Origin of the sequence: Cryobacterium sandaracinum (assembly GCF_004403415.1) — a bacterium.
GTDB lineage: Bacteria > Actinomycetota > Actinomycetes > Actinomycetales > Microbacteriaceae > Cryobacterium > Cryobacterium sandaracinum.
The window spans coordinates 1-17,007 of sequence record NZ_SOGO01000017.1; the positions used below are offsets into that span (position 1 = coordinate 1).

Annotated in this window: 20 protein-coding genes and 1 pseudogene; 19 read left to right on the top strand and 2 right to left on the bottom strand. The window is 68.6% G+C overall.

The window, feature by feature from the left end:
• From E3T25_RS05355 to csrA, 18 genes are all read left to right on the top strand, one after another.
• Positions 1-558, top strand: a 558-nt coding sequence (locus E3T25_RS05355) for a flagellar hook-length control protein FliK (RefSeq protein ID WP_166785953.1), incomplete at its 5' end; no start/stop codon positions are given.
• Positions 559-616: 58 nt separating this feature from the next.
• On the top strand, positions 617-1,072 hold the full coding sequence (locus E3T25_RS05360; protein ID WP_369827908.1) for a flagellar hook capping FlgD N-terminal domain-containing protein: 456 nt from the start codon (positions 617-619) through the stop codon (positions 1,070-1,072).
• 53 nt (positions 1,073-1,125) lie between these two features.
• Entirely contained in the window at positions 1,126-2,298 is a 1,173-nt protein-coding gene (locus tag E3T25_RS05365) for a flagellar hook protein FlgE (RefSeq protein ID WP_104099148.1), read from the top strand.
• 93 nt (positions 2,299-2,391) lie between these two features.
• The gene (locus tag E3T25_RS05370; protein ID WP_134372841.1) at positions 2,392-2,742 is read left to right on the top strand and encodes an HPF/RaiA family ribosome-associated protein; all 351 of its coding nucleotides are present in this window, start codon (positions 2,392-2,394) and stop codon (positions 2,740-2,742) included.
• 75 nt (positions 2,743-2,817) lie between these two features.
• Complete coding sequence (locus E3T25_RS05375; protein ID WP_134372844.1) at positions 2,818-4,413, top strand: ABC-F family ATP-binding cassette domain-containing protein; 1,596 nt, start codon at positions 2,818-2,820, stop codon at positions 4,411-4,413.
• 390 nt (positions 4,414-4,803) lie between these two features.
• On the top strand, positions 4,804-5,115 hold the full coding sequence (locus E3T25_RS05380) for a flagellar FlbD family protein (protein ID WP_104099330.1): 312 nt from the start codon (positions 4,804-4,806) through the stop codon (positions 5,113-5,115).
• The gene (locus E3T25_RS05385; protein WP_134372847.1) at positions 5,115-5,963 is read left to right on the top strand and encodes a motility protein A; all 849 of its coding nucleotides are present in this window, start codon (positions 5,115-5,117) and stop codon (positions 5,961-5,963) included. Before E3T25_RS05380 ends, E3T25_RS05385 begins: the two co-directional genes overlap by 1 nt.
• Positions 5,960-6,895 (top strand): OmpA/MotB family protein, encoded by a 936-nt coding sequence (locus E3T25_RS05390; RefSeq protein ID WP_134372850.1) that lies wholly within the window; start codon positions 5,960-5,962, stop codon positions 6,893-6,895. Before E3T25_RS05385 ends, E3T25_RS05390 begins: the two co-directional genes overlap by 4 nt.
• A gap of 70 nt (positions 6,896-6,965) precedes the next feature.
• Complete coding sequence (locus tag E3T25_RS05395; RefSeq protein WP_241980646.1) at positions 6,966-7,844, top strand: flagellar motor switch protein FliM; 879 nt, start codon at positions 6,966-6,968, stop codon at positions 7,842-7,844.
• Positions 7,841-8,545, top strand: a complete 705-nt coding sequence (gene fliN / locus E3T25_RS05400; RefSeq protein WP_104099304.1) for a flagellar motor switch protein FliN — start codon at positions 7,841-7,843, stop codon at positions 8,543-8,545. Before E3T25_RS05395 ends, fliN begins: the two co-directional genes overlap by 4 nt.
• Positions 8,546-9,085 carry a FliO/MopB family protein gene (locus tag E3T25_RS05405; RefSeq protein WP_134372856.1) on the top strand — a complete coding sequence of 180 codons (540 nt, stop codon included), beginning with the start codon at positions 8,546-8,548 and terminating at the stop codon, positions 9,083-9,085. It abuts the gene before it with no gap.
• 50 nt (positions 9,086-9,135) lie between these two features.
• The gene (gene fliP, locus E3T25_RS05410) at positions 9,136-9,930 is read left to right on the top strand and encodes a flagellar type III secretion system pore protein FliP (protein WP_174843145.1); all 795 of its coding nucleotides are present in this window, start codon (positions 9,136-9,138) and stop codon (positions 9,928-9,930) included.
• Positions 9,930-10,205, top strand: a complete 276-nt coding sequence (fliQ, locus tag E3T25_RS05415) for a flagellar biosynthesis protein FliQ (RefSeq protein ID WP_104099307.1) — start codon at positions 9,930-9,932, stop codon at positions 10,203-10,205. The genes fliP and fliQ overlap by 1 nt, the downstream gene beginning before the upstream one ends.
• Positions 10,205-10,963: a flagellar biosynthetic protein FliR gene (locus E3T25_RS05420; RefSeq protein WP_104099308.1), complete on the top strand. Its 759-nt coding sequence runs from the start codon at positions 10,205-10,207 to the stop codon at positions 10,961-10,963. The genes fliQ and E3T25_RS05420 overlap by 1 nt, the downstream gene beginning before the upstream one ends.
• Positions 10,964-12,088 carry an EscU/YscU/HrcU family type III secretion system export apparatus switch protein gene (locus tag E3T25_RS05425; protein WP_134372859.1) on the top strand — a complete coding sequence of 375 codons (1,125 nt, stop codon included), beginning with the start codon at positions 10,964-10,966 and terminating at the stop codon, positions 12,086-12,088.
• Positions 12,085-14,136: a flagellar biosynthesis protein FlhA gene (locus tag E3T25_RS05430; protein ID WP_104099310.1), complete on the top strand. Its 2,052-nt coding sequence runs from the start codon at positions 12,085-12,087 to the stop codon at positions 14,134-14,136. The genes E3T25_RS05425 and E3T25_RS05430 overlap by 4 nt, the downstream gene beginning before the upstream one ends.
• Positions 14,111-15,148, top strand: coding sequence for a hypothetical protein (locus tag E3T25_RS05435; protein WP_134372862.1), 1,038 nt, complete (start codon positions 14,111-14,113; stop codon positions 15,146-15,148). The genes E3T25_RS05430 and E3T25_RS05435 overlap by 26 nt, the downstream gene beginning before the upstream one ends.
• A 9-nt stretch (positions 15,149-15,157) precedes the next feature.
• Entirely contained in the window at positions 15,158-15,418 is a 261-nt protein-coding gene (csrA, locus tag E3T25_RS05440; protein ID WP_104099312.1) for a carbon storage regulator CsrA, read from the top strand.
• A gap of 91 nt (positions 15,419-15,509) precedes the next feature.
• Here the strand turns inward: csrA and E3T25_RS16675 are convergent, their stop codons facing one another.
• Entirely contained in the window at positions 15,510-15,998 is a 489-nt protein-coding gene (locus E3T25_RS16675) for a hypothetical protein (RefSeq protein WP_241980648.1), read from the bottom strand.
• A 115-nt stretch (positions 15,999-16,113) separates the two neighbouring features.
• Positions 16,114-16,524, bottom strand: a pseudogene (locus E3T25_RS17890) (DUF222 domain-containing protein); the annotation flags it as partial.
• Positions 16,525-16,541: 17 nt separating this feature from the next.
• Here E3T25_RS17890 and E3T25_RS05450 point away from each other — a divergent pair.
• Positions 16,542-16,856: a hypothetical protein gene (locus tag E3T25_RS05450; RefSeq protein WP_134372865.1), complete on the top strand. Its 315-nt coding sequence runs from the start codon at positions 16,542-16,544 to the stop codon at positions 16,854-16,856.
• Positions 16,857-17,007: the final 151 nt, after the last annotated feature.

Below are 17,007 nucleotides of genomic sequence, written 5' to 3' on the forward strand. Positions count from 1 at the left end.
GGCACGCCGGCCACGGCGGCCACCCCGGCCACCGCCCCCCTTGTGCCGCCCGGCGCCCCGGCCTCGGCCCCGGCAGCACCGCCCGCGCCACTGGCCGGCCAGGTGTCCCGACCCCTGTTCACCCTGGTGGGCGCCGCCAACGGCGACCACGTGCTGACCATCAGCGTGAGTCCCGACAATCTGGGCCCGGTCACCGTGCGGGCTCACGTGCGCGGGGAGCACATTCGGGTCGAGCTGTTCGCGCCCACGGACCTGGCCCGAGAGGCGCTTCGGGCCATCCTGCCCGACCTGCGCCGGGACCTGTCGGGCGGCGGGCTGAACGCGCAGCTCACCCTGTCGGCCGACGCCCGCGCCTCGGACCCCTCGGCCTCCCGACAGGGCGGACCCGACGCCCGCCAGGAGTGGCCGGCCGAAGGCGACAGGGCGACCCGAGGCGACCGTGCGGCCGGCCCTGCCGCCGACCGTGCCGCCGACCGTGCCGCTGACCGTGCCGCCGACCTCAGACTGTCTTCCCTGCGCGCCGCCGGCTCACACACCACCATCGACGTTCTCGCCTGACCTGCTGCCACCTCAGACCCCACCGACACAGACCCCACCATCCCAGAAAAGAGACCCTTTGACCATCGACGCAGTGGCAGCAGCCGCCCCGGCCGGGATGTACTCGACCGCCCCCGTGCGCGCCCCGAAACAGACCCTGGATTCCGAGGCGTTCATGTCGTTGCTGGTCACTCAGCTGCGCAACCAGGATCCCAGTTCGCCCATGGACACCAACCAGATGATCTCTCAGACCACGCAGCTGGCCATGATGGAGAAGCTCGCGGCGCTCTCAACGACCGCCGACGAGAACTTCTCCCTGCAGATGCGCGTCGCCGCAGCGGCCCTGGTCGGACAGGACGTCACCTTCACGCGGGCCGACGGCACCGTGGGCACCGGTACCGCCTCGAGCGTCTCCTACGCCGGGGCCGTTCCCCAGGTCACCGTCGACGGGACCCTCGTCGCCCTCGACCTGGTGACCGGAGTCACCTCGGGCGCGAGCGCCGCCGCCGGCACCACTCCCGGCCTCTCCGCCTGACCCACACCTCACATCCGTTCTCGTTCTCGTTTCCCACCGAAAGGCAGCACCCCATGCTTCGCTCCCTGTACTCCGGCATCTCCGGCCTTCGCTCGCACCAGACCATGCTCGACGTCACCGGCAACAACATCGCCAACGTCAACACCACCGCGTTCAAGGCGTCGGCCGTACAGTTCCAGGACACCCTTTCGCAGCTGAAGCAGGGTGCGGGTGGCCCCCAGGAGCAGGTGGGCGGCACGAACCCGGCCCAGGTCGGGCTCGGCGTGCAGGTGGCCGGGATCGCCACGAACTTCTCCCAGGGCTCCGCGCAGTCCACCGGGCGGGCCACCGACATGGCGATCTCCGGCGACGGGTTCTTCGTCACCCAACTGGCCGGCGAGACGCTCTATAGCCGTGCGGGTGCCTTCGACTTTGACGCCGAGGGTCGCCTGGTCTCCCCGGACGGTGCGATCGTGCAAGGCTGGAACGGCGCCAACGGGCAGATCAACGAGGGTGGCCCGGTGGGCAACATCACCCTGCCGCTGCAGGCCATGATCCCGGCGAAGGCAACCGGCGGCGTCACCATGGTCGGAAACCTGCCGGCGGATGCGGCGGCAGGCTCCGCCATCGTGCGCGACGTCAAGGTCTACGACGCGCTGGGTGCCGCCCGTACCCTGTCGGTCACCTTCGCGCGTACGACCACCGGCTGGACCGCGAGCGGCACCGACGCAGTGGGTACCGGCTCCACGGCCTTGACCCTCGACGCAGAAGGTGTGCTCACGGCAACCGGTCCGTTCATCGTGAACGACGTCAAGGTGAATCTGACCGCCCTGACCGGGCAGGCTGGCCTGAGCACGGCCACGATCAGCAGCCAGGACGGTTCCACGGCGGGTTCCCTCCAGTCCTTCACCCTCGGCAAGGACGGAACCCTGGTGGGCCTGTTCAGCAACGGCAGCCAGACAGCCATCGCCCGCATCGCCCTGGCCACCTTCACCAACCCGAGCGGCCTCGAGAAGTCCGGTTCCTCGGCCTACCGCGCCACCTTCAACTCGGGCCAGGCGGCTCTCGGCGCCCCCGGTGACGGCGGCCTCGGCTCGCTCAGCGGCGGCACCCTCGAAATGTCCAACGTCGACCTCTCGCAGGAGTTCACCAACCTGATCGTCGCCCAGCGCGGCTTCCAGGCGAATGCGCGCATCATCACCACCTCCGACGAGGTGCTTCAGGAGCTCACCAACCTGAAGCGGTAGCGCCTACGCCGATAACCGGCGTCGGCGGGTCGTCAGGCCGCACATTTTTGCGCGCCATACTGGAATGACCGACGTTTCAACTGAGGAGCAAAGATGCAAATCCTGGTCAACACCGACAACAACATCGCGGGTACGGACGCAGTCGTGGCGGAGGTGGAGTCCTCGGTCGAAACTGTTCTGGCCCGGTTTCGCTCCCGGTTGACGCGGGTCGAGGTCCACCTCAGCGACGAGAGCGCAGGCAGGGCGACGACCGAGGACATCCGTTGCCTGCTCGAGGTGCGTCCCGCCGGGGGCAACCCCCTCGCGGCAACCGACCATTCCTCCACGATGACCGGGGCCGTCAGCGGTGCGCTGCACAAGCTGGCCAGCGTGCTCGAGACCACGTTCGGTCGCATGGACGACCACAAGGGCGCATCCGCCATGGGTGACGACCACACGCCCTGAACCGCCTGCCTGACACGGTAAAGTTGGCCGTCCGCCTCGCCCGGGGGCTGAACCGAACCCGAGAGGACGGCCACAGTGAGCCTGATCAGGCTGAACGACGTCAGCATCCGTTTCGAGAACACCCAGATTCTGCGTGAGGCCTTCTTCCGACTGGAACCAGGCGACCGGGTTGGACTGATCGGCCGCAACGGGTCAGGTAAGTCGACGATTCTCAAGCTGGTCCTCGGCCAGGTGAGCGCGGATGCCGGCACCGTCACCCTCGAGGCCGGCACCCGGGTGGGCTACTTCTCCCAGTTCTCCGAACTGAACGGCGAATCCACGATCATCGAGGTGCTCGACGGCCTGTTCGCCCCGATCAAGGCCCTCGAGGCCGAGCTCGCGTCGATCGACGCCCGGATCGCGGCGGATTCTGCGCAGAGCGCCGAACTCGACCGGCTGATCCACCGCCAGGCCGAGCTGTTCGAAGACATGGACCGCCTCGATGGTTGGGACTACCCGCGGCGTATCGACGCCGCGCTGACCACCCTCGGGTTCGACGAGGCCCACCGCGTCTGCGCCATCGATTTGCTTTCCGGCGGTTGGCGCAACCGGGCGGCGCTGGCGAAGATCCTGCTCGAGCGGCCCGACGTGCTGCTCCTGGACGAACCAACCAACTACCTGGACGTCGCCGGCGTCGAGTGGCTCGAGGCCTGGTTCCGCTCATTCCGCGGTGCGGCCATCATCGTCTCGCACGATCGCCGGTTCCTTGACGGGGTCGTCACCCGCATCATTGAGGTCGAGAACTACCACCTGCACGAGTACCCCGGCAATTTCGGCGACTACGTGGTGCAGAAGCAGTTTCGCCTGAAAACCCTCGAGCTGCAGTTCCTGCACGAGTCGGAACTGCTCGCTTTCGAGGCGGAGGGGATCAGCGACCGCCGCGAGGCCGCAAAGGCTGCCAGCCGCACCCTCGACAGCCAACTCGCGCACATCAAGAAGACCCGCAGCCCGCGGCCCGTCGACACGATCATCACCGAGATCTACGGCGGGCTGCACGTGAAGGACTCGCTCTGCCGCATCGAGTCGCTCAGCAAGTCCTACGGCGAGAAGGCGCTGTTCACCGACCTCACCTTCGAGATCCGGCGCGGCAACCGCATCGTGGTCCTGGGCTCCAACGGCAGCGGCAAGACCACCCTGCTACGGGTTCTGGCGGGGGAGGAGAAGGCCGATTTCGGCGAGGTGGCCTGGGCCTCCGGCGCCGCCGTGGTCTCCTACAACCAGGTGCTCGACGGCCTTGACGACGATGACACCGTCAGCCACTCCGTGAACGCGATGCCGGGCAGTCTCGCCTTAACAGCGACCCGCAAGTCGGTCAACCGGTTCCTCGCGATGTTTCAATTCTCCGAGGCCGACCTCAAGCAGAAGATCGGCAACCTCTCCGGTGGGCAGCGGGCCCGCGTCGCCATGGCACAGTGCTTGCTGTCGGGGGCCGCTGTGCTCCTGCTCGACGAACCGACGAACCACCTCGACCTGGCCAGCACCCAGGTGATGGAGCGCGCCCTCATCCACTTTCCGGGGGCCGTGGTGGTGGTCAGCCACGACCGGTTCTTCACCGACAAGATCGCCACCCGACACCTGATCTTCGGCAGCGCTGCGGCCGCGCCCGGCGAGATCCTGGTGCGCGCGGCGTAACCAATTCGACGGAGTTTTTCGCGACAGAGCGCGGTTTTCTCGTCTTTGAGTGCGTTTTGGGCAGAATCTCCGTCGAATCAGTTCGACGGAGATTCTGGCTCCCCACACTCTTCCGCGTGTGCCGCCCCGGCGGTGCCCGTGTGTGCGGCCAACTCAGGACATCCGGCGGCCGGGTTGACCGTCCGCCGCGGACCTGTGCGGAAGCAGACCGGATTTCCGGCTCGGCCAGACGGATCTCCTGAGTTGGCCACAATCGGCGACGGATGTGGTCGTGCGGCTTTCCAGGTCAGGTCACGGGCTCGATGCGGCCGGCAGCTAACGCGCCCGGCCGGGCGGCCGACAGTGAGGCGTAACGGTTGCTGGAACCGTTCTGAACCCGGGGTGGACATCATGATCGTTGTGACGCGGCTGAACAACAGCCAGTTCGCGATCAACCCGGACCTGATCGAGCGCATCCACGCGAGCCCTGACACGACCCTGGTCATGGTCGACGGCGCCAAGTTCATCGTCACGGAGACCCTCGACGACGTCATCGAGAAGATCGCCCGGTTCCGGGCCCATGTGATCTCGCTGGCCTACCTGACGCCGGATGCCGACTACCGGCCGGGCATCCGTTCGCTCGAAATCGTCGAGGGGCCGCACGCGATCGAGGAAATCATCGAATCGGGCAGCACTGTTCCCGCCCGCCCGCGGAGGCTCTGATGGATCCGGCAACCCTGGTCGGAATCGCCATCGCCTTCGGCTCACTTTTCGCCATGATCACCCTCGAGGGCAGCAGCCTGCACTCGATCCTTCTGCCGGCACCGATGATTCTCGTGTTCGGCGCCACCATCGCGGTCGGCATCGCCGGCGGCACGATCAGGGACGCGATCTCCGCGTTCAAAGCCGTGCCCGCCGCCTTCATCGGCAAGACCACCCCGCCGCAGCAGGTCATCGACCAGGTCGTCGGCTTGGCCGAGAAGGCGCGCAGTTCCGGTCTGCTCGCCCTCGAGCAGGAGGCTGACAACGTCGCCGATCCGTTCCTGCGTGGCGCCCTGCAGAACATCGCCGACGGCACCGACGGCGATGAACTGCGCATCCTGCTGGAAGACGAGCTCGCGACCGCTACCAAGGAGAGCCGCAACGCTGCCAAGTTCTTCACCAGCCTCGGCGGCTACGCGCCCACGGTCGGCATCATCGGAACCGTCGTCTCGCTCACGCACGTGCTTGAGAACCTCGACACCCCGTCCACCCTCGGCCCGATGATCGCGGCCGCGTTCGTCGCGACCCTGTGGGGCCTGCTCACGGCCAACTTCCTCTGGCTGCCGATCGGCAGCCGGCTCAAGCGCCTCAGCGACATCGAAGTCGAACGGATGACCCTGCTCCTGGAGGGTGCGCTGGCCGTGCAGGCAGGCAGCCAGCCTCGGCTCCTCGGCGAGAGACTGCGCGCCATGGTGCCCGCGCCGGCCTCCGCCAGGGCAGGTAAACCAGGCAAACCAGGCAAACCGGGCAAACCCGGCAAGGGCCCCAAGGCGGACAAGGCGGACACGTCCCTGCCGAAGGCCGCATGAGCGGGCACGGACGCGGGCACGGCCGCAGGCGGGGCCTCGAGGAGGAGCACGTCGAGCACGTCGACGAGCGGTGGATGGCGTCGTACATGGATATGGTCACCGTGCTGATGTGCATGTTCATCGTGCTGTTCGCGATGTCTTCCGTCGACCAGGAGAAGTTTCTGCAGCTGAAGAACTCGCTCGCGACCGGGTTCGGGGCCACCGACGTCGGTAAGGTCGACACGGCCAAGGGCGTGGTCGTGACCAAGGACAAGGTCGCCCAGTCCGAGGTGACCGGGTTCACCGACATCGACCTCGCGGCGGCAGAGGTCACGGACCTCACCGCGGTGAGGGACGCCCTGCAGGCCGCAGTGGATGCCCAGGGCGTGGCCCAGGAGGTGCAGTTCACCATTGACGACCGCGGCCTGGTCATCGGGCTGATCGGCTCCGAGGCGTTTTTCGAACCCAACCTCGCCAACCTGAGCCGCCAAGCCGTGCAGGTCCTCGACGCCGTGGCGCCGATCCTCTCCGCCAACACCCGCGAGGTGAAAGTGGAGGGCCACGCCGACCGGCACGGCGTCACCACCAACTACCCCACCGACTGGGAGCTATCCGCCGGCCGGGCGACCGCCGTACTCCGCCGCCTGGTCGAGTTCGGCGGCGTGGGTCAGGAACGGGTCTCCGCCGTCGGCTACGGCTCGGCCCGGCCGGTCGCGGAGGGAGCCGATCTGGCGGCCCAGGCGCAGAACCGACGGGTCGACGTGGTGCTCCTCTCCAGCCAGCCGGAGGCGGTGCGCACGCTGATCCCCGACATCGTCTCGGGTTTCACCGCCGCCGGCACGGAACCTGCTGAAGACACGGGAACCACGGAAACCGTGAATACCACGGAAAAGACGAAAACCACGAAGACCGCGGGAACCGACGTCGACAAAGACGCGGAAAAAGCACACTGAGCTGCTAACCATCCGTTTGCCCTGACCGATAGTCCTCACCGTGACGGTCCAGGAACAAGCAGTGATTGGTGTGCCCGCTTCGGCGAAGCGCACGGTCGAGGTGTACGACTTTCGTCGCCCGACAACGCTCGCCCGCGAGCACTCCCGGGTGCTCGAACTCGCCTTCGAAACCTTCGCGCGCCAGTGGGGCACCCAGCTCACCGCCAAGGTGCGCGTCATGTCCCAGGTGAAATGCGACCACGTGCTCATGCGCACCTACGACGAATACGCGTCGTCGCTGCCTGCCACGACCGCCATGGTGCTCTGCCCGGTGAGTGGCATCCCCGCGAAAGCCGTCGTGCAGTTCCCGACCTCCGCGGCCCTGTCCTGGGTGAGCCACATGCTGGGCGGAACCGCGGTCACCATGCCGCCGGAACGGGCGTTCACCCAGATCGAGCTGGCCCTGGTGCGCCGGCTCATGGACGACGCCCTCGAGGACCTGCGTTACTCGCTGGGTTCCCTGCTCGTGCACACGATCACCGTCGGCGGCATCCAGTACAACTCCCAGTTCGCCCAGGCCGCGGCCACCGCCGACCTGATGATCGTCGCCAGCTTCACGATGCGCATCGGCGACGCATCCTGCGCCGCCACGGTCGCCCTTCCGGCGGAGGCACTGTTGCCTCAACTCGTCGAGTCGGCTCCGGAGACCGGAAGTGCCGACCCGGCCGAGCTGCTGCGCGGCCAGCTGGCCCAGGTTCCGGTGGATGTCTCCTTGCAGCTGACGCCCGCGCTGGTTCTGCCCAGCGTCGTGCTGGGTCTTGCCGTGAATGATGTGCTGCCCCTTCCGCACCCCCAGCACCGCCCGCTCGACGTGGTCGTCGACGGCCACACGCTCGCCCGCGCCGCCGTCGGTTCCAACGGCTCCCGACTGGCCTGCATCGTCATCGACACCGAGGAGTCCACCCCATGACCGTCATCCCCATCGCCGTGCAGACGGCGGCCGTCGAGGCCCTGCTGGACGTGCTCCCCACCGTGACGCGGCTCCGGGCCGAGTCCTGCTCCGGTGCCGCCCTCGCCGGCCGGCTCGGCACCGCCGCGGTCGCCTCCTTCGTCGGCGTCACCTCCGCGGATCTCGCCGTCGTGCTTGCGGACCCGGCCGCCCTCGACTCCGCGTCCGGCCTCGATTCCTCGCTGATCTCCCGTCAGGACGTGCTGCGCCCGGCGTTGGAGAGCGCGTCCGGCGTCTTCGGGATCGGGGTCCTGGGGGACACCCGGTCCGACGACGCCACGGCCCTGTTCGCGGATCCTGCCACCAGCGTCTTCGAGCTGTCCGGCGACGGCCAGATCACCGGCTGGTTCGCCGTGCGGCTGCGTGACAACGGCGTCTCCAACGGTGCGGCCAGGTCCAGCCAGTCCGTGTCCGGCAAGCTCGGCCGGATCAACAGTGTGCAGATGTCGTTGACCGTGGAAATCGGGCGTACCCGCATGTCGGTGCGCGACGTGCTCTCGCTCGAACCGGGTGCCGTCATCGAACTCGACCGGTCCGCCGGGGCTCCCGCGGACATCCTGCTCAACGGCCGGCTGATCGCGCACGGCGAGATCGTGGTCGTCGACCAGGACTACGCGGTGCGGATCACCCAGATCCTCGATGTGGCCGAGAGCCTGACCTAGGTGGAAACCACCCTGGTCGCGCTCCGGGTGGCGCTGTCCCTGGCCGCCGTGCTGGGGCTGCTCTGGGTGCTCCAGCGCAAGCTGACGAAGGGCTCCCTCGGTGGCCGCACCCCGAACCTGGTCACCGTGGTGGGCCGGCAGGGCGTCGGCCAGAAGGCATCCGTCGTCGTCGTCGACATCGAGGGCCGCCGGTTCGTGCTCGGCGTGACCGAGCAGTCGGTCAGCGTGCTGCACGACGGTCAGGCACCGACGGATGCCGCGGCGCCCCTCCCGGCGCCCCTCCCGGCGCCCCTCCCGGTGCCCCTCACCGCTACCCTTCCCGGACGCCGCGCGCACCACGCCGCGGCCGACTTCGCCCGCGAGCTCGACCAGGCAACGCACGCCGCGCACGCCGGCGCCACTCACGACGGCGAGGAACTCACGCCGCCGCTCATCCTCCGGCGGCGCCGGGACCGCGCCATTCCGGGCCGGATCGGCGGGTCGATCCTGTCTCCCGCCACCTGGCAGCAGACCGCTGCCGCCCTCCGGCAGGGCCGGTGACACTCGCGGCCGTGCGCCCGGATCGAAGCCGGGACATCGCCCGGTACCTGATGATGGCGGCCCTCGTGCTCGTGATCGTCGTGGCGTTCGTGCTGCTCGTTGCGCCGGCGGGCCATGCCGCCCCGACCGATCCGGTCACGCCGACCGACCCGGTCACCCCCACGGAACCGGGCGGCGGCGGGCTCAACGTGCAGATCAACGGCCCGAACGGCGAACCGTCCTCGGCGATCGTGACCCTGATCGGGATCACCCTGCTGTCGGTCGCGCCGGCCCTGCTGCTGATGATGACCAGCTTCACGAAGATCTTCGTTGTGCTCGCGATGACCCGCAACGCGCTCGCGCTGCCGTCGATCCCGCCGAACCAGGTGCTGGCCGGCCTGGCCCTGTTCCTGTCGCTGTTCATCATGTCGCCCATCCTCACCGACATCAACGACAGCGCCCTGCAGCCGTACCTGAACGGCACCATGTCCTTCGACGACGCCGTCACACTCGGCTCGAAGCCGCTGCGCACGTTCATGCTCGCGCACACCCGGGAGGAGGACCTCGCCCTGATGACCCGGGCCGCCGATCAGCCGAACCCGGAGACCCGCGAGGCCGTGTCGCTGCTCACGCTGATCCCGGCGTTCATGATCTCCGAGCTGCGTGCCGCGTTCATCATCGGGTTCGTCATCTTCGTGCCGTTCCTGGTGATCGACCTCGTCGTGTCCGCGGCGCTGATGTCGATGGGCATGATGATGCTGCCGCCGGTGATGATCTCGCTGCCGTTCAAGATCCTCCTGTTCGTACTCGTCGACGGCTGGGGTCTGATCATCACGACCCTCGTCTCCAGTTACCGGGGTGGCTGATGGATACCAACGCCGTCCTCGACATCGGACTGCAGGGCATCCTGATCGCCGGCAAGCTGTCCGCGCCGATCCTGATCACCGCCCTGGTCGTCGGTTTCGCCATTTCCCTGCTGCAGTCGATCACACAGATCCAGGAGGTGACGCTGTCGTTCGTGCCCAAGGCCATCGCCGTGGCTGTGGCGCTGATCATCTCCGGGCACTGGATGATCTCCGAGATGGTGTCCTTCACGGAGATGCTCTTCGCCAAGATCCCCGGTCTCATCGGTGGCGGCTGATGAACATCACCCTTGACTTCGCCTGGATCGAAGCCACCATGCTCGCGGGCGTGCGGATGGTGGCGTTCCTCATCGTGGCGCCGCCGTTCTCCTACAACGCGTTCCCCCTGCGGATCAAGGGCATGCTCGCCCTCGGCCTGGCCCTGGCGGTTTCGCCTCGGGTCACGCCGGGCTGGGTCTCGCCCGACACCGGCGGTTTCTTCGCCGCCCTGCTCCTCGAGATCGTGGTCGGCGGCCTGCTCGGCTTCCTCGTGCTCGTGGTCTTCTCCGCCATCCAGTCCGCCGGCAACCTGATCGACATGTTCGGCGGCTTCCAGCTCGCTCAGGGCTTCGACCCGCAGGCCATGGTCAACGGTGCCCAGTTCACGCGGCTGTACCAGATGACCGCGCTGGCGCTCCTATTCGCCTCGGGCGGCTACCAGCTGATCCTTGGCGGCATCACGCGTACGTTCGCGGCCCTGCCGATCGGGGGCGGCATCGACCTCGCGGTGCCGATGCAGACCATCACAGTCGCGGTCGGCCAAATGCTGCTCTCCGCCGTGCAGATCGCCGGACCGCTGATCGTCGTCCTGTTCCTCGCCGACGTCGGCCTCGGCCTGCTCACCCGGGTGGCCCCGGCCCTCAACGCGTTCGCGCTCGGGTTCCCGCTCAAGATTTTGATCACGTTCACGCTGGGCGCCGCCGGGTTCGTGGCCCTGCCGCGCATCGTCGCGTCGCTGACCGACGACGCCGTCGCCACCATGCTGGGGGTGAGATAGCTGTCCGACTCCGGTGAGAAGACCGAACAAGCCACCGACAAACGGATGCGCGAGGTGCGGTCCAAGGGCCAGCTCTCCAAGTCCCAGGACCTGACCGCGTGGATCGGCATCGGCGCGGCCGCCGCCATGACCCCCGTCACCACCGGTCTGGCCGCGGACGCCGGAACCGACCAGATGATCCGTATTCGCAGCCTGGTCGCCAACCCGCAGCCGGACCTCGCCGTGCAGATGCTGGTGGACTCGCTGGCCTCGATGGGAACCATCCTCACCCCGATGCTCGCGACGGTCTTCGTGGTCGTCCTCGTGGGCGCTGTGGCGCAGGGCGGCGTGCACTTCAAGAAGGTCGCCGGAAAATACGAGCAGTTCAACCTGGTGACCGGCCTCGTTCGCACCTTCGGCGGCCAGGCCGTCTGGCAGGGCGTCACGGCGCTGCTCAAGACCATCGCCGTGGGTCTCGTGCTGGTGCTCGTGGTGCAGGGGCTCGCTCCCATCCTGATGACGGCCGGGGGACTGCCCGTCTCCGTGCTGATCGGAGCGGCCAGTGACGGCGCGACCGCTCTTGTGCAGTCGGCTGTCATCGCCGGCCTGGTACTCGCCGCCGCGGATGTGTTCGTCGTGATGAAGCGCAACCGCAAGCGCACCCGCATGACGAAGAAGGAAGTCACTGATGAGAACAAGAGTTCCGAGGGTGACCCGATGGTGAAGTCGCAGCGCCGGGCCCGGCAGCTCGCCATGAGTCGCAACCGCATGATCGCCGCCGTCGCCACGTCCGACGTCGTGCTGGTCAACCCCACCCACTTCGCCGTCGCCCTCCGCTACGAGCCGGGCAAGTCCGCCCCCCGGGTCGTGGCCACGGGAGCGGGAGTGATCGCGGCGCGCATCCGGGAACAGGCGGAGACCGACCGGGTCCCCATCGTGCGGGACATCCCGCTCACCCGTGCCCTGCACAGCGCCTGCCAGCTGGGTGACGAGATCCCGGTGGAGCTCTACAACGCCGTCGCGCAGGTGCTCGCCTTCGTGCTCGCGCTGAAGTCTCGCGGCTCTGGAGCCGGCGAACGCACCGGCCGCGGTTCCCGCGTGCACACCCTCAACGATCGTGTCCTGACGGCCGGAGGCCACCGATGAACAGCAATCTCGCCAAACTCGCGGTGCCGGTCGGGGTTGTCGGTATCATCCTGCTGCTCGTCGTGCCGGTGCCCGCCGTGCTGCTCGACGTGCTGATCATCGTCAACATCCTCCTGGCGCTGGTCACACTGCTGACCACGATGTTTGTCAAAAAGCCCCTCGATTTCTCCGTTTTCCCGTCGCTGTTGCTCGTCGCCACCCTGTTCCGGCTGGGCCTGAACGTGGCCTCGACCCGGCTCGTGCTCAGCGACGGCTACGCCGGGCAGGTGATTGCCGCGTTCGGCGACGTCGCCGTGGGCGGGTCGCTCATCATCGGCGCTGTGATCTTCCTGATCCTCGTCGTGATCCAATTCGTGGTGGTCACCAAGGGTGCCGAACGCGTCGCCGAAGTCGGTGCGCGGTTCACCCTCGACGCCATGCCCGGCAAACAGATGGCCATCGACGCCGACCTGAATGCCGGCCTGATCACCGACGTGCAGGCCAGGGAACGCCGGGCCGAGGTCTCCGCCGAGGCGGACTTTTACGGTGCCATGGACGGCGCGTCGAAATTCGTCAAGGGTGACGCGATCGCCGGCATCGTCATCATTATCATCAACCTGGTCGGCGGCATCGCGATCGGCATGATTTCGCTCGGACTGTCCGTCACCGAGGCCATGAGCACCTACTCCCTGCTCACCATCGGCGACGGCCTCGTGACGCAGATCCCGGCCCTGCTGATGGCGGTCTCGACCGGCATGATCGTGACCCGCTCCAACGCGGAGTCCGACATCGGCGAGGCAGCCTCCGGCCAGCTCACCCAGTCCCGCAACGCACTGATGATCGCGGGCTGCGCGGCACTCCTGATGGCCCTGATCCCGGGCATGCCGATCATCCCGTTCGTGGTGATCGGGCTGGGTCTGATCCTCTTCGCCCGCCGGATCAAGGCAGGGGAGAGCCGCGACCAGGCGGGCCGGGATGCCGGTGTCGCCGCCGAGGCGATGGCGCCCCGCTCCGACACACCAGAAGACCTGATCGAAACCATGCGGGTGCACGCCCTGGAGATCCTGCTGGCCCCTGACCTCGTCGACCTTGTCTCCGGAGCCCAGGACGACCTCCTGGCTCGCGTGCGTGCCCTGCGCCGCAAGGTTGCCATCGACCTCGGCGTGGTGGTGCCGCCCGTGCGCACCCGCGACAGCATGGACCTGCCCTCCTCCACCTATTCGATCCGGATCGCCGGCGTGGAGGCCGGCCGCGGGGTCGCCCCGGCCGGCAAGGTGCTCGCCCTCGGCGACGCCCTCGACTCGTTGCCGGGCCAGGCCACGGTGGAGCCCGTGTTCGGCCTCACCGGCAAGTGGGTGCCCAGCGAGATGCGGCACAGCGCGGAGATGACCGGGGCCACGGTCATCGACCGGGTGTCGGTGCTCATCACCCACCTGTCCTCGATCATCACCGGCAACGCGGCGAGGCTCCTCACCCGCGAGGACGTGCGGGTGCTCACCGAGGGGGTGCGGCTGGTCAATCCGTCCGCCGTGGAGGATCTGATCCCCGGACTGCTCTCCCTCGCCGAGGTGCAGCGCGTGCTGCAGGGTCTGCTCGCGGAGCAGATCCCGATCAACGACCTGCCCCGCATCTACGAGTCCCTCTCCCTGCGCGCCAAGGTGTCGAATGACCCGGAGGGCCTGATCGAGACGGCCCGTCAGGCGCTGGGCCCGGCTCTCACAGCGCAGTATCTCGACGACGGGCTGCTCCGGGTGATCATGATCGAGCCTGCCTTGGAGCAGTCCATGCTCGAGGGGATGCGTCCCTCCGACCAGGGCACCCAGATCATGTTGGAGCCGAACCGGGTCGACGCCATTCTCGGGTCGCTGAAGGAGGCGCTGGGCAACGTGGAAGCGGCCGGACTCTCCGCGGTGCTGGTCTGCGCGCCGGCGCTGCGCCCGGCCATCCGTCGACTGGTGTCGGCGCAGTCCGGCGGTATCTCCGTGCTGTCCTATCAGGAGGTCACCTCGGCGAACGTGGCCATCGAAACGGTGGGAGTGGTACGTGGAACCGAGTCGATTTCAGCTTGAGGGTTCATCCCTCCAGGAGCTGAAGGCACGCATCCTCGCCGAGCACGGTGCGGATGCGCGCATCGTGGCCGCCGAACGGGTCACCGTCGGCGGAATCAAGGGCTTCTTCGCCCGCCGGCACATCGAGGTCACGGTCGAGGTGCCGGAGCGGCGGCGGCGCGCGGCCCACTCCCGACTCGACGTGCAGGCCCGGCTCGGCATCGCCGCGCTTCTCGACGATGCCGACGCGGCGGAAGCGGGTTTTCCCCGGGCCGCGGCACCCGTCTCCTCCCCGCCCCTGTCGACCGCGACGGACGGCTTCGCCCGACTGATGGACGAACTCACCTTCGCCACCCAGGAACCCATCCCGCCGGTGCTGCCCACTCCCGCGCCGCCCGCCCCCGCCCCGGCGGCCGCCCAGGGGGGCGGCAGGCGCAGGGACGCCCGGCTGAGAGAGAGTGAGCAGGCGGCCGCCGAAGCGGCGGTGCCGCGGCCGCTCCCGGGTGTCGGAAACCTCGTTCTCGTCGTCGGGTGGCAGGATGCCGCGGTGCGGATTGCGCGGGAGCTGGCCGTGGCGCATGGTTCGGCTGAGGTCCTCGTGGCCGGCGCGATCGACGACGGAGCGCCTGCCGCGGCCGGGCTCGCGCGCATCCTCGACCGGCGCACGGCGCTGGAGGCACGGGCCAGGGGAGTCAAGCTCGGACAGACCGGAATTCTGGCCTTCGGTCTGGGTGCCGACCCGGCCACGGCGGACATCTACGCCGCATTGGTGGCCGCGCTCGGTGCCGAGCAGGTCTGGCTGGTCGTCGATGCCGGCCGCAAGCCCGCAGACACCGCCCGGTGGGCGGCTGAGGTTGCCCAGAGCGTGCACGTCGACGCGATCGCGGTGACGGGCTATGGCGACACCGTCTCGCCTGAGACCGTCGATGAGCTGCAGATCCCCATCGGTTGGGTCGACGGCGCCCCCGCCGAGGCCAGCACCGTGGCCGGAATGCGGCGACGGCTCGCGGGCCGGCCCGACCGGTCAAGCTAGGCTGGACGAGTGCTGGTTCTAACACGCAAACAGGGGGAGAAGATCCTCATCGGTGACGACATCGTCATCACCGTTCTCGACGTGCGCGGTGACAGCATCCGGATCGGCGTCGACGCTCCCCGGGGCGTGCGCATCCAGCGGGACGAGGTGCTCCGCGCCGTGACCGAGGCGAACATCGCGGCGAGTCTCGCGGGTCAGGGTGACGACGACGCCGAGGCCCGCCTCAAGGCCACCCTCGCCCTCCTTCCCACCGCGCCGCCCGCCGAATAGCACGCCGCGCCCCGCCCCGCCGCGCCCCGCCGCGCCCCGCCGCCCCACGACGCTGGTCGAGCCTGTTAAGACCCGGGACGAGAGCCGCGCCCTACAGCCCCACCCGCTTGCTCGGCAGTGCGATCAGTGTCTGTTCCGGGTCGTTCTCCACCGGTGGCCGCAGCCAGTGTTGCGTTCCGGTGCGGGTGATCTTCCAGTGCTGGTTGTGTAGCAGTAGGTGGTGCGGGTGGCAGAGCAGTACTTCTTCGGCGAGGTTGGTGTCTCCGCTGTCGGTGAGCCATTCGTTGATGTGGTGGGCTTCGGTCCAGGACGGTGATCGGTCGCAGTCGACCCACCGGCATCCGCCGTCGCGCACTCCCATCGCGGCGCGTTGTTTCTCGGTGAAGAGTCGTTCGTCACGGCCGACGTTGATGATTTGGCCGATGTCGTCGAATTTGATGCCGCGGGTGCCGGTGTCGCAGAGCACCCGGTCGATGGTCTCCTGCGAGATGGGGACCGGGTTGCCTTCGATCTGCCCGTGAGCGGCGGGTTCGGCGGGACCCGGCGCGGCGGGTTCGGCTGTGAGGGCTTTCTCGGTCACGATCACGCGCCGCCTGGCGGCGTCCGCCGAAGACCCGGCCGGGGTCGGCCTCGCCGGCGATTTTGAGCAGCTGCACGAGGGAGTCAGCGGCGATCTGCTCGGTGCTGCGCGGGTCCTGTTGCATCTTCTTTGCCCAGGCTGCCCGCTCCGCGTCGACGAACCGCACTCCGCCGCGGCGGGGGCTGGTGATGGAGTCGAAGGTGGAGAGCACGAATTCGCCGTCTTCGGGGGCGAAGAGCCCGTTCAGGCGCACGTTGCCGTTGCTCAGCCGGTAGACCTTCAGGGAGCGGTCGTCGTGGGCCTGCTTCTCGTGGGCGGTGATGCCGGCCTGATCGAGCCGGTCGCGCATCCGGCGGGCCCGTTTGAAGACCTCGTCGGCATTCAGTGACGGTGCCTCGGTGAGGAGCGCCGCGAGGGCCACCCGGAGCTTCTCCGCGGTAACTGCCGCGTCGATCTGGCCGAGCCCGGCCCGNAACTGCCGCGTCGATCTGGCCGAGCCCGGCCCGGATCGCCTCGGCCGCGTCAACCGAGAGCGTGCCGGCGGTGACGGCCCGGGCGATCGGCGCCTGCCAGGGCACCCTCGCGGTGAACGCCGCGACGTCGACAGCGTCGGCGTCGGCGTCGGGCGTCGGGCGTCGAGAGCGTCGAGAGCGCCTCTTCGACCAGCTGTCGGCCGCCTCGGTGTCGGCCATCATCGTGCCGACCGCGACCAGCTTGTACGCGTCACCTTTGGATGAGCCGGTCCAGTTCTGGATCAGGGCCTCGGGCGAGAGGAACCCCTGCTGCGCGGCCAGCCCCGAGTGGCCGAGTTCCGGGCGGGACCGGCGGGCGATGGTTGCGGCCATCAACGCGGCATAGGTGTCGAGCAGACGCCGCGCGCCGGCCATCCGCTTCTGGCCGGCCAAAGCCTCGGCGTCGGGAAGAGCCGCGAGGTCGGCGCTCGAGGAGCCCAGCAAGGCGACGGCATCGGCCGCCTGCCTGAGGTCATCCGCGAGGTTCGTCATGTTAT

Coding starts and splice junctions, on each gene's coding strand:
- E3T25_RS05365 (WP_104099148.1), top strand. CDS start 1,126: ATGCTTCGCTCCCTGTACTCCGGCATCTCCGGCCTTCGCTCGCACCAG.
- E3T25_RS05370 (WP_134372841.1), top strand. CDS start 2,392: ATGCAAATCCTGGTCAACACCGACAACAACATCGCGGGTACGGACGCA.
- E3T25_RS05380 (WP_104099330.1), top strand. CDS start 4,804: ATGATCGTTGTGACGCGGCTGAACAACAGCCAGTTCGCGATCAACCCG.
- E3T25_RS05385 (WP_134372847.1), top strand. CDS start 5,115: ATGGATCCGGCAACCCTGGTCGGAATCGCCATCGCCTTCGGCTCACTT.
- E3T25_RS05390 (WP_134372850.1), top strand. CDS start 5,960: ATGAGCGGGCACGGACGCGGGCACGGCCGCAGGCGGGGCCTCGAGGAG.
- fliN (WP_104099304.1), top strand. CDS start 7,841: ATGACCGTCATCCCCATCGCCGTGCAGACGGCGGCCGTCGAGGCCCTG.
- fliP (WP_174843145.1), top strand. CDS start 9,136: ATGATGGCGGCCCTCGTGCTCGTGATCGTCGTGGCGTTCGTGCTGCTC.
- fliQ (WP_104099307.1), top strand. CDS start 9,930: ATGGATACCAACGCCGTCCTCGACATCGGACTGCAGGGCATCCTGATC.
- E3T25_RS05420 (WP_104099308.1), top strand. CDS start 10,205: ATGAACATCACCCTTGACTTCGCCTGGATCGAAGCCACCATGCTCGCG.
- E3T25_RS05430 (WP_104099310.1), top strand. CDS start 12,085: ATGAACAGCAATCTCGCCAAACTCGCGGTGCCGGTCGGGGTTGTCGGT.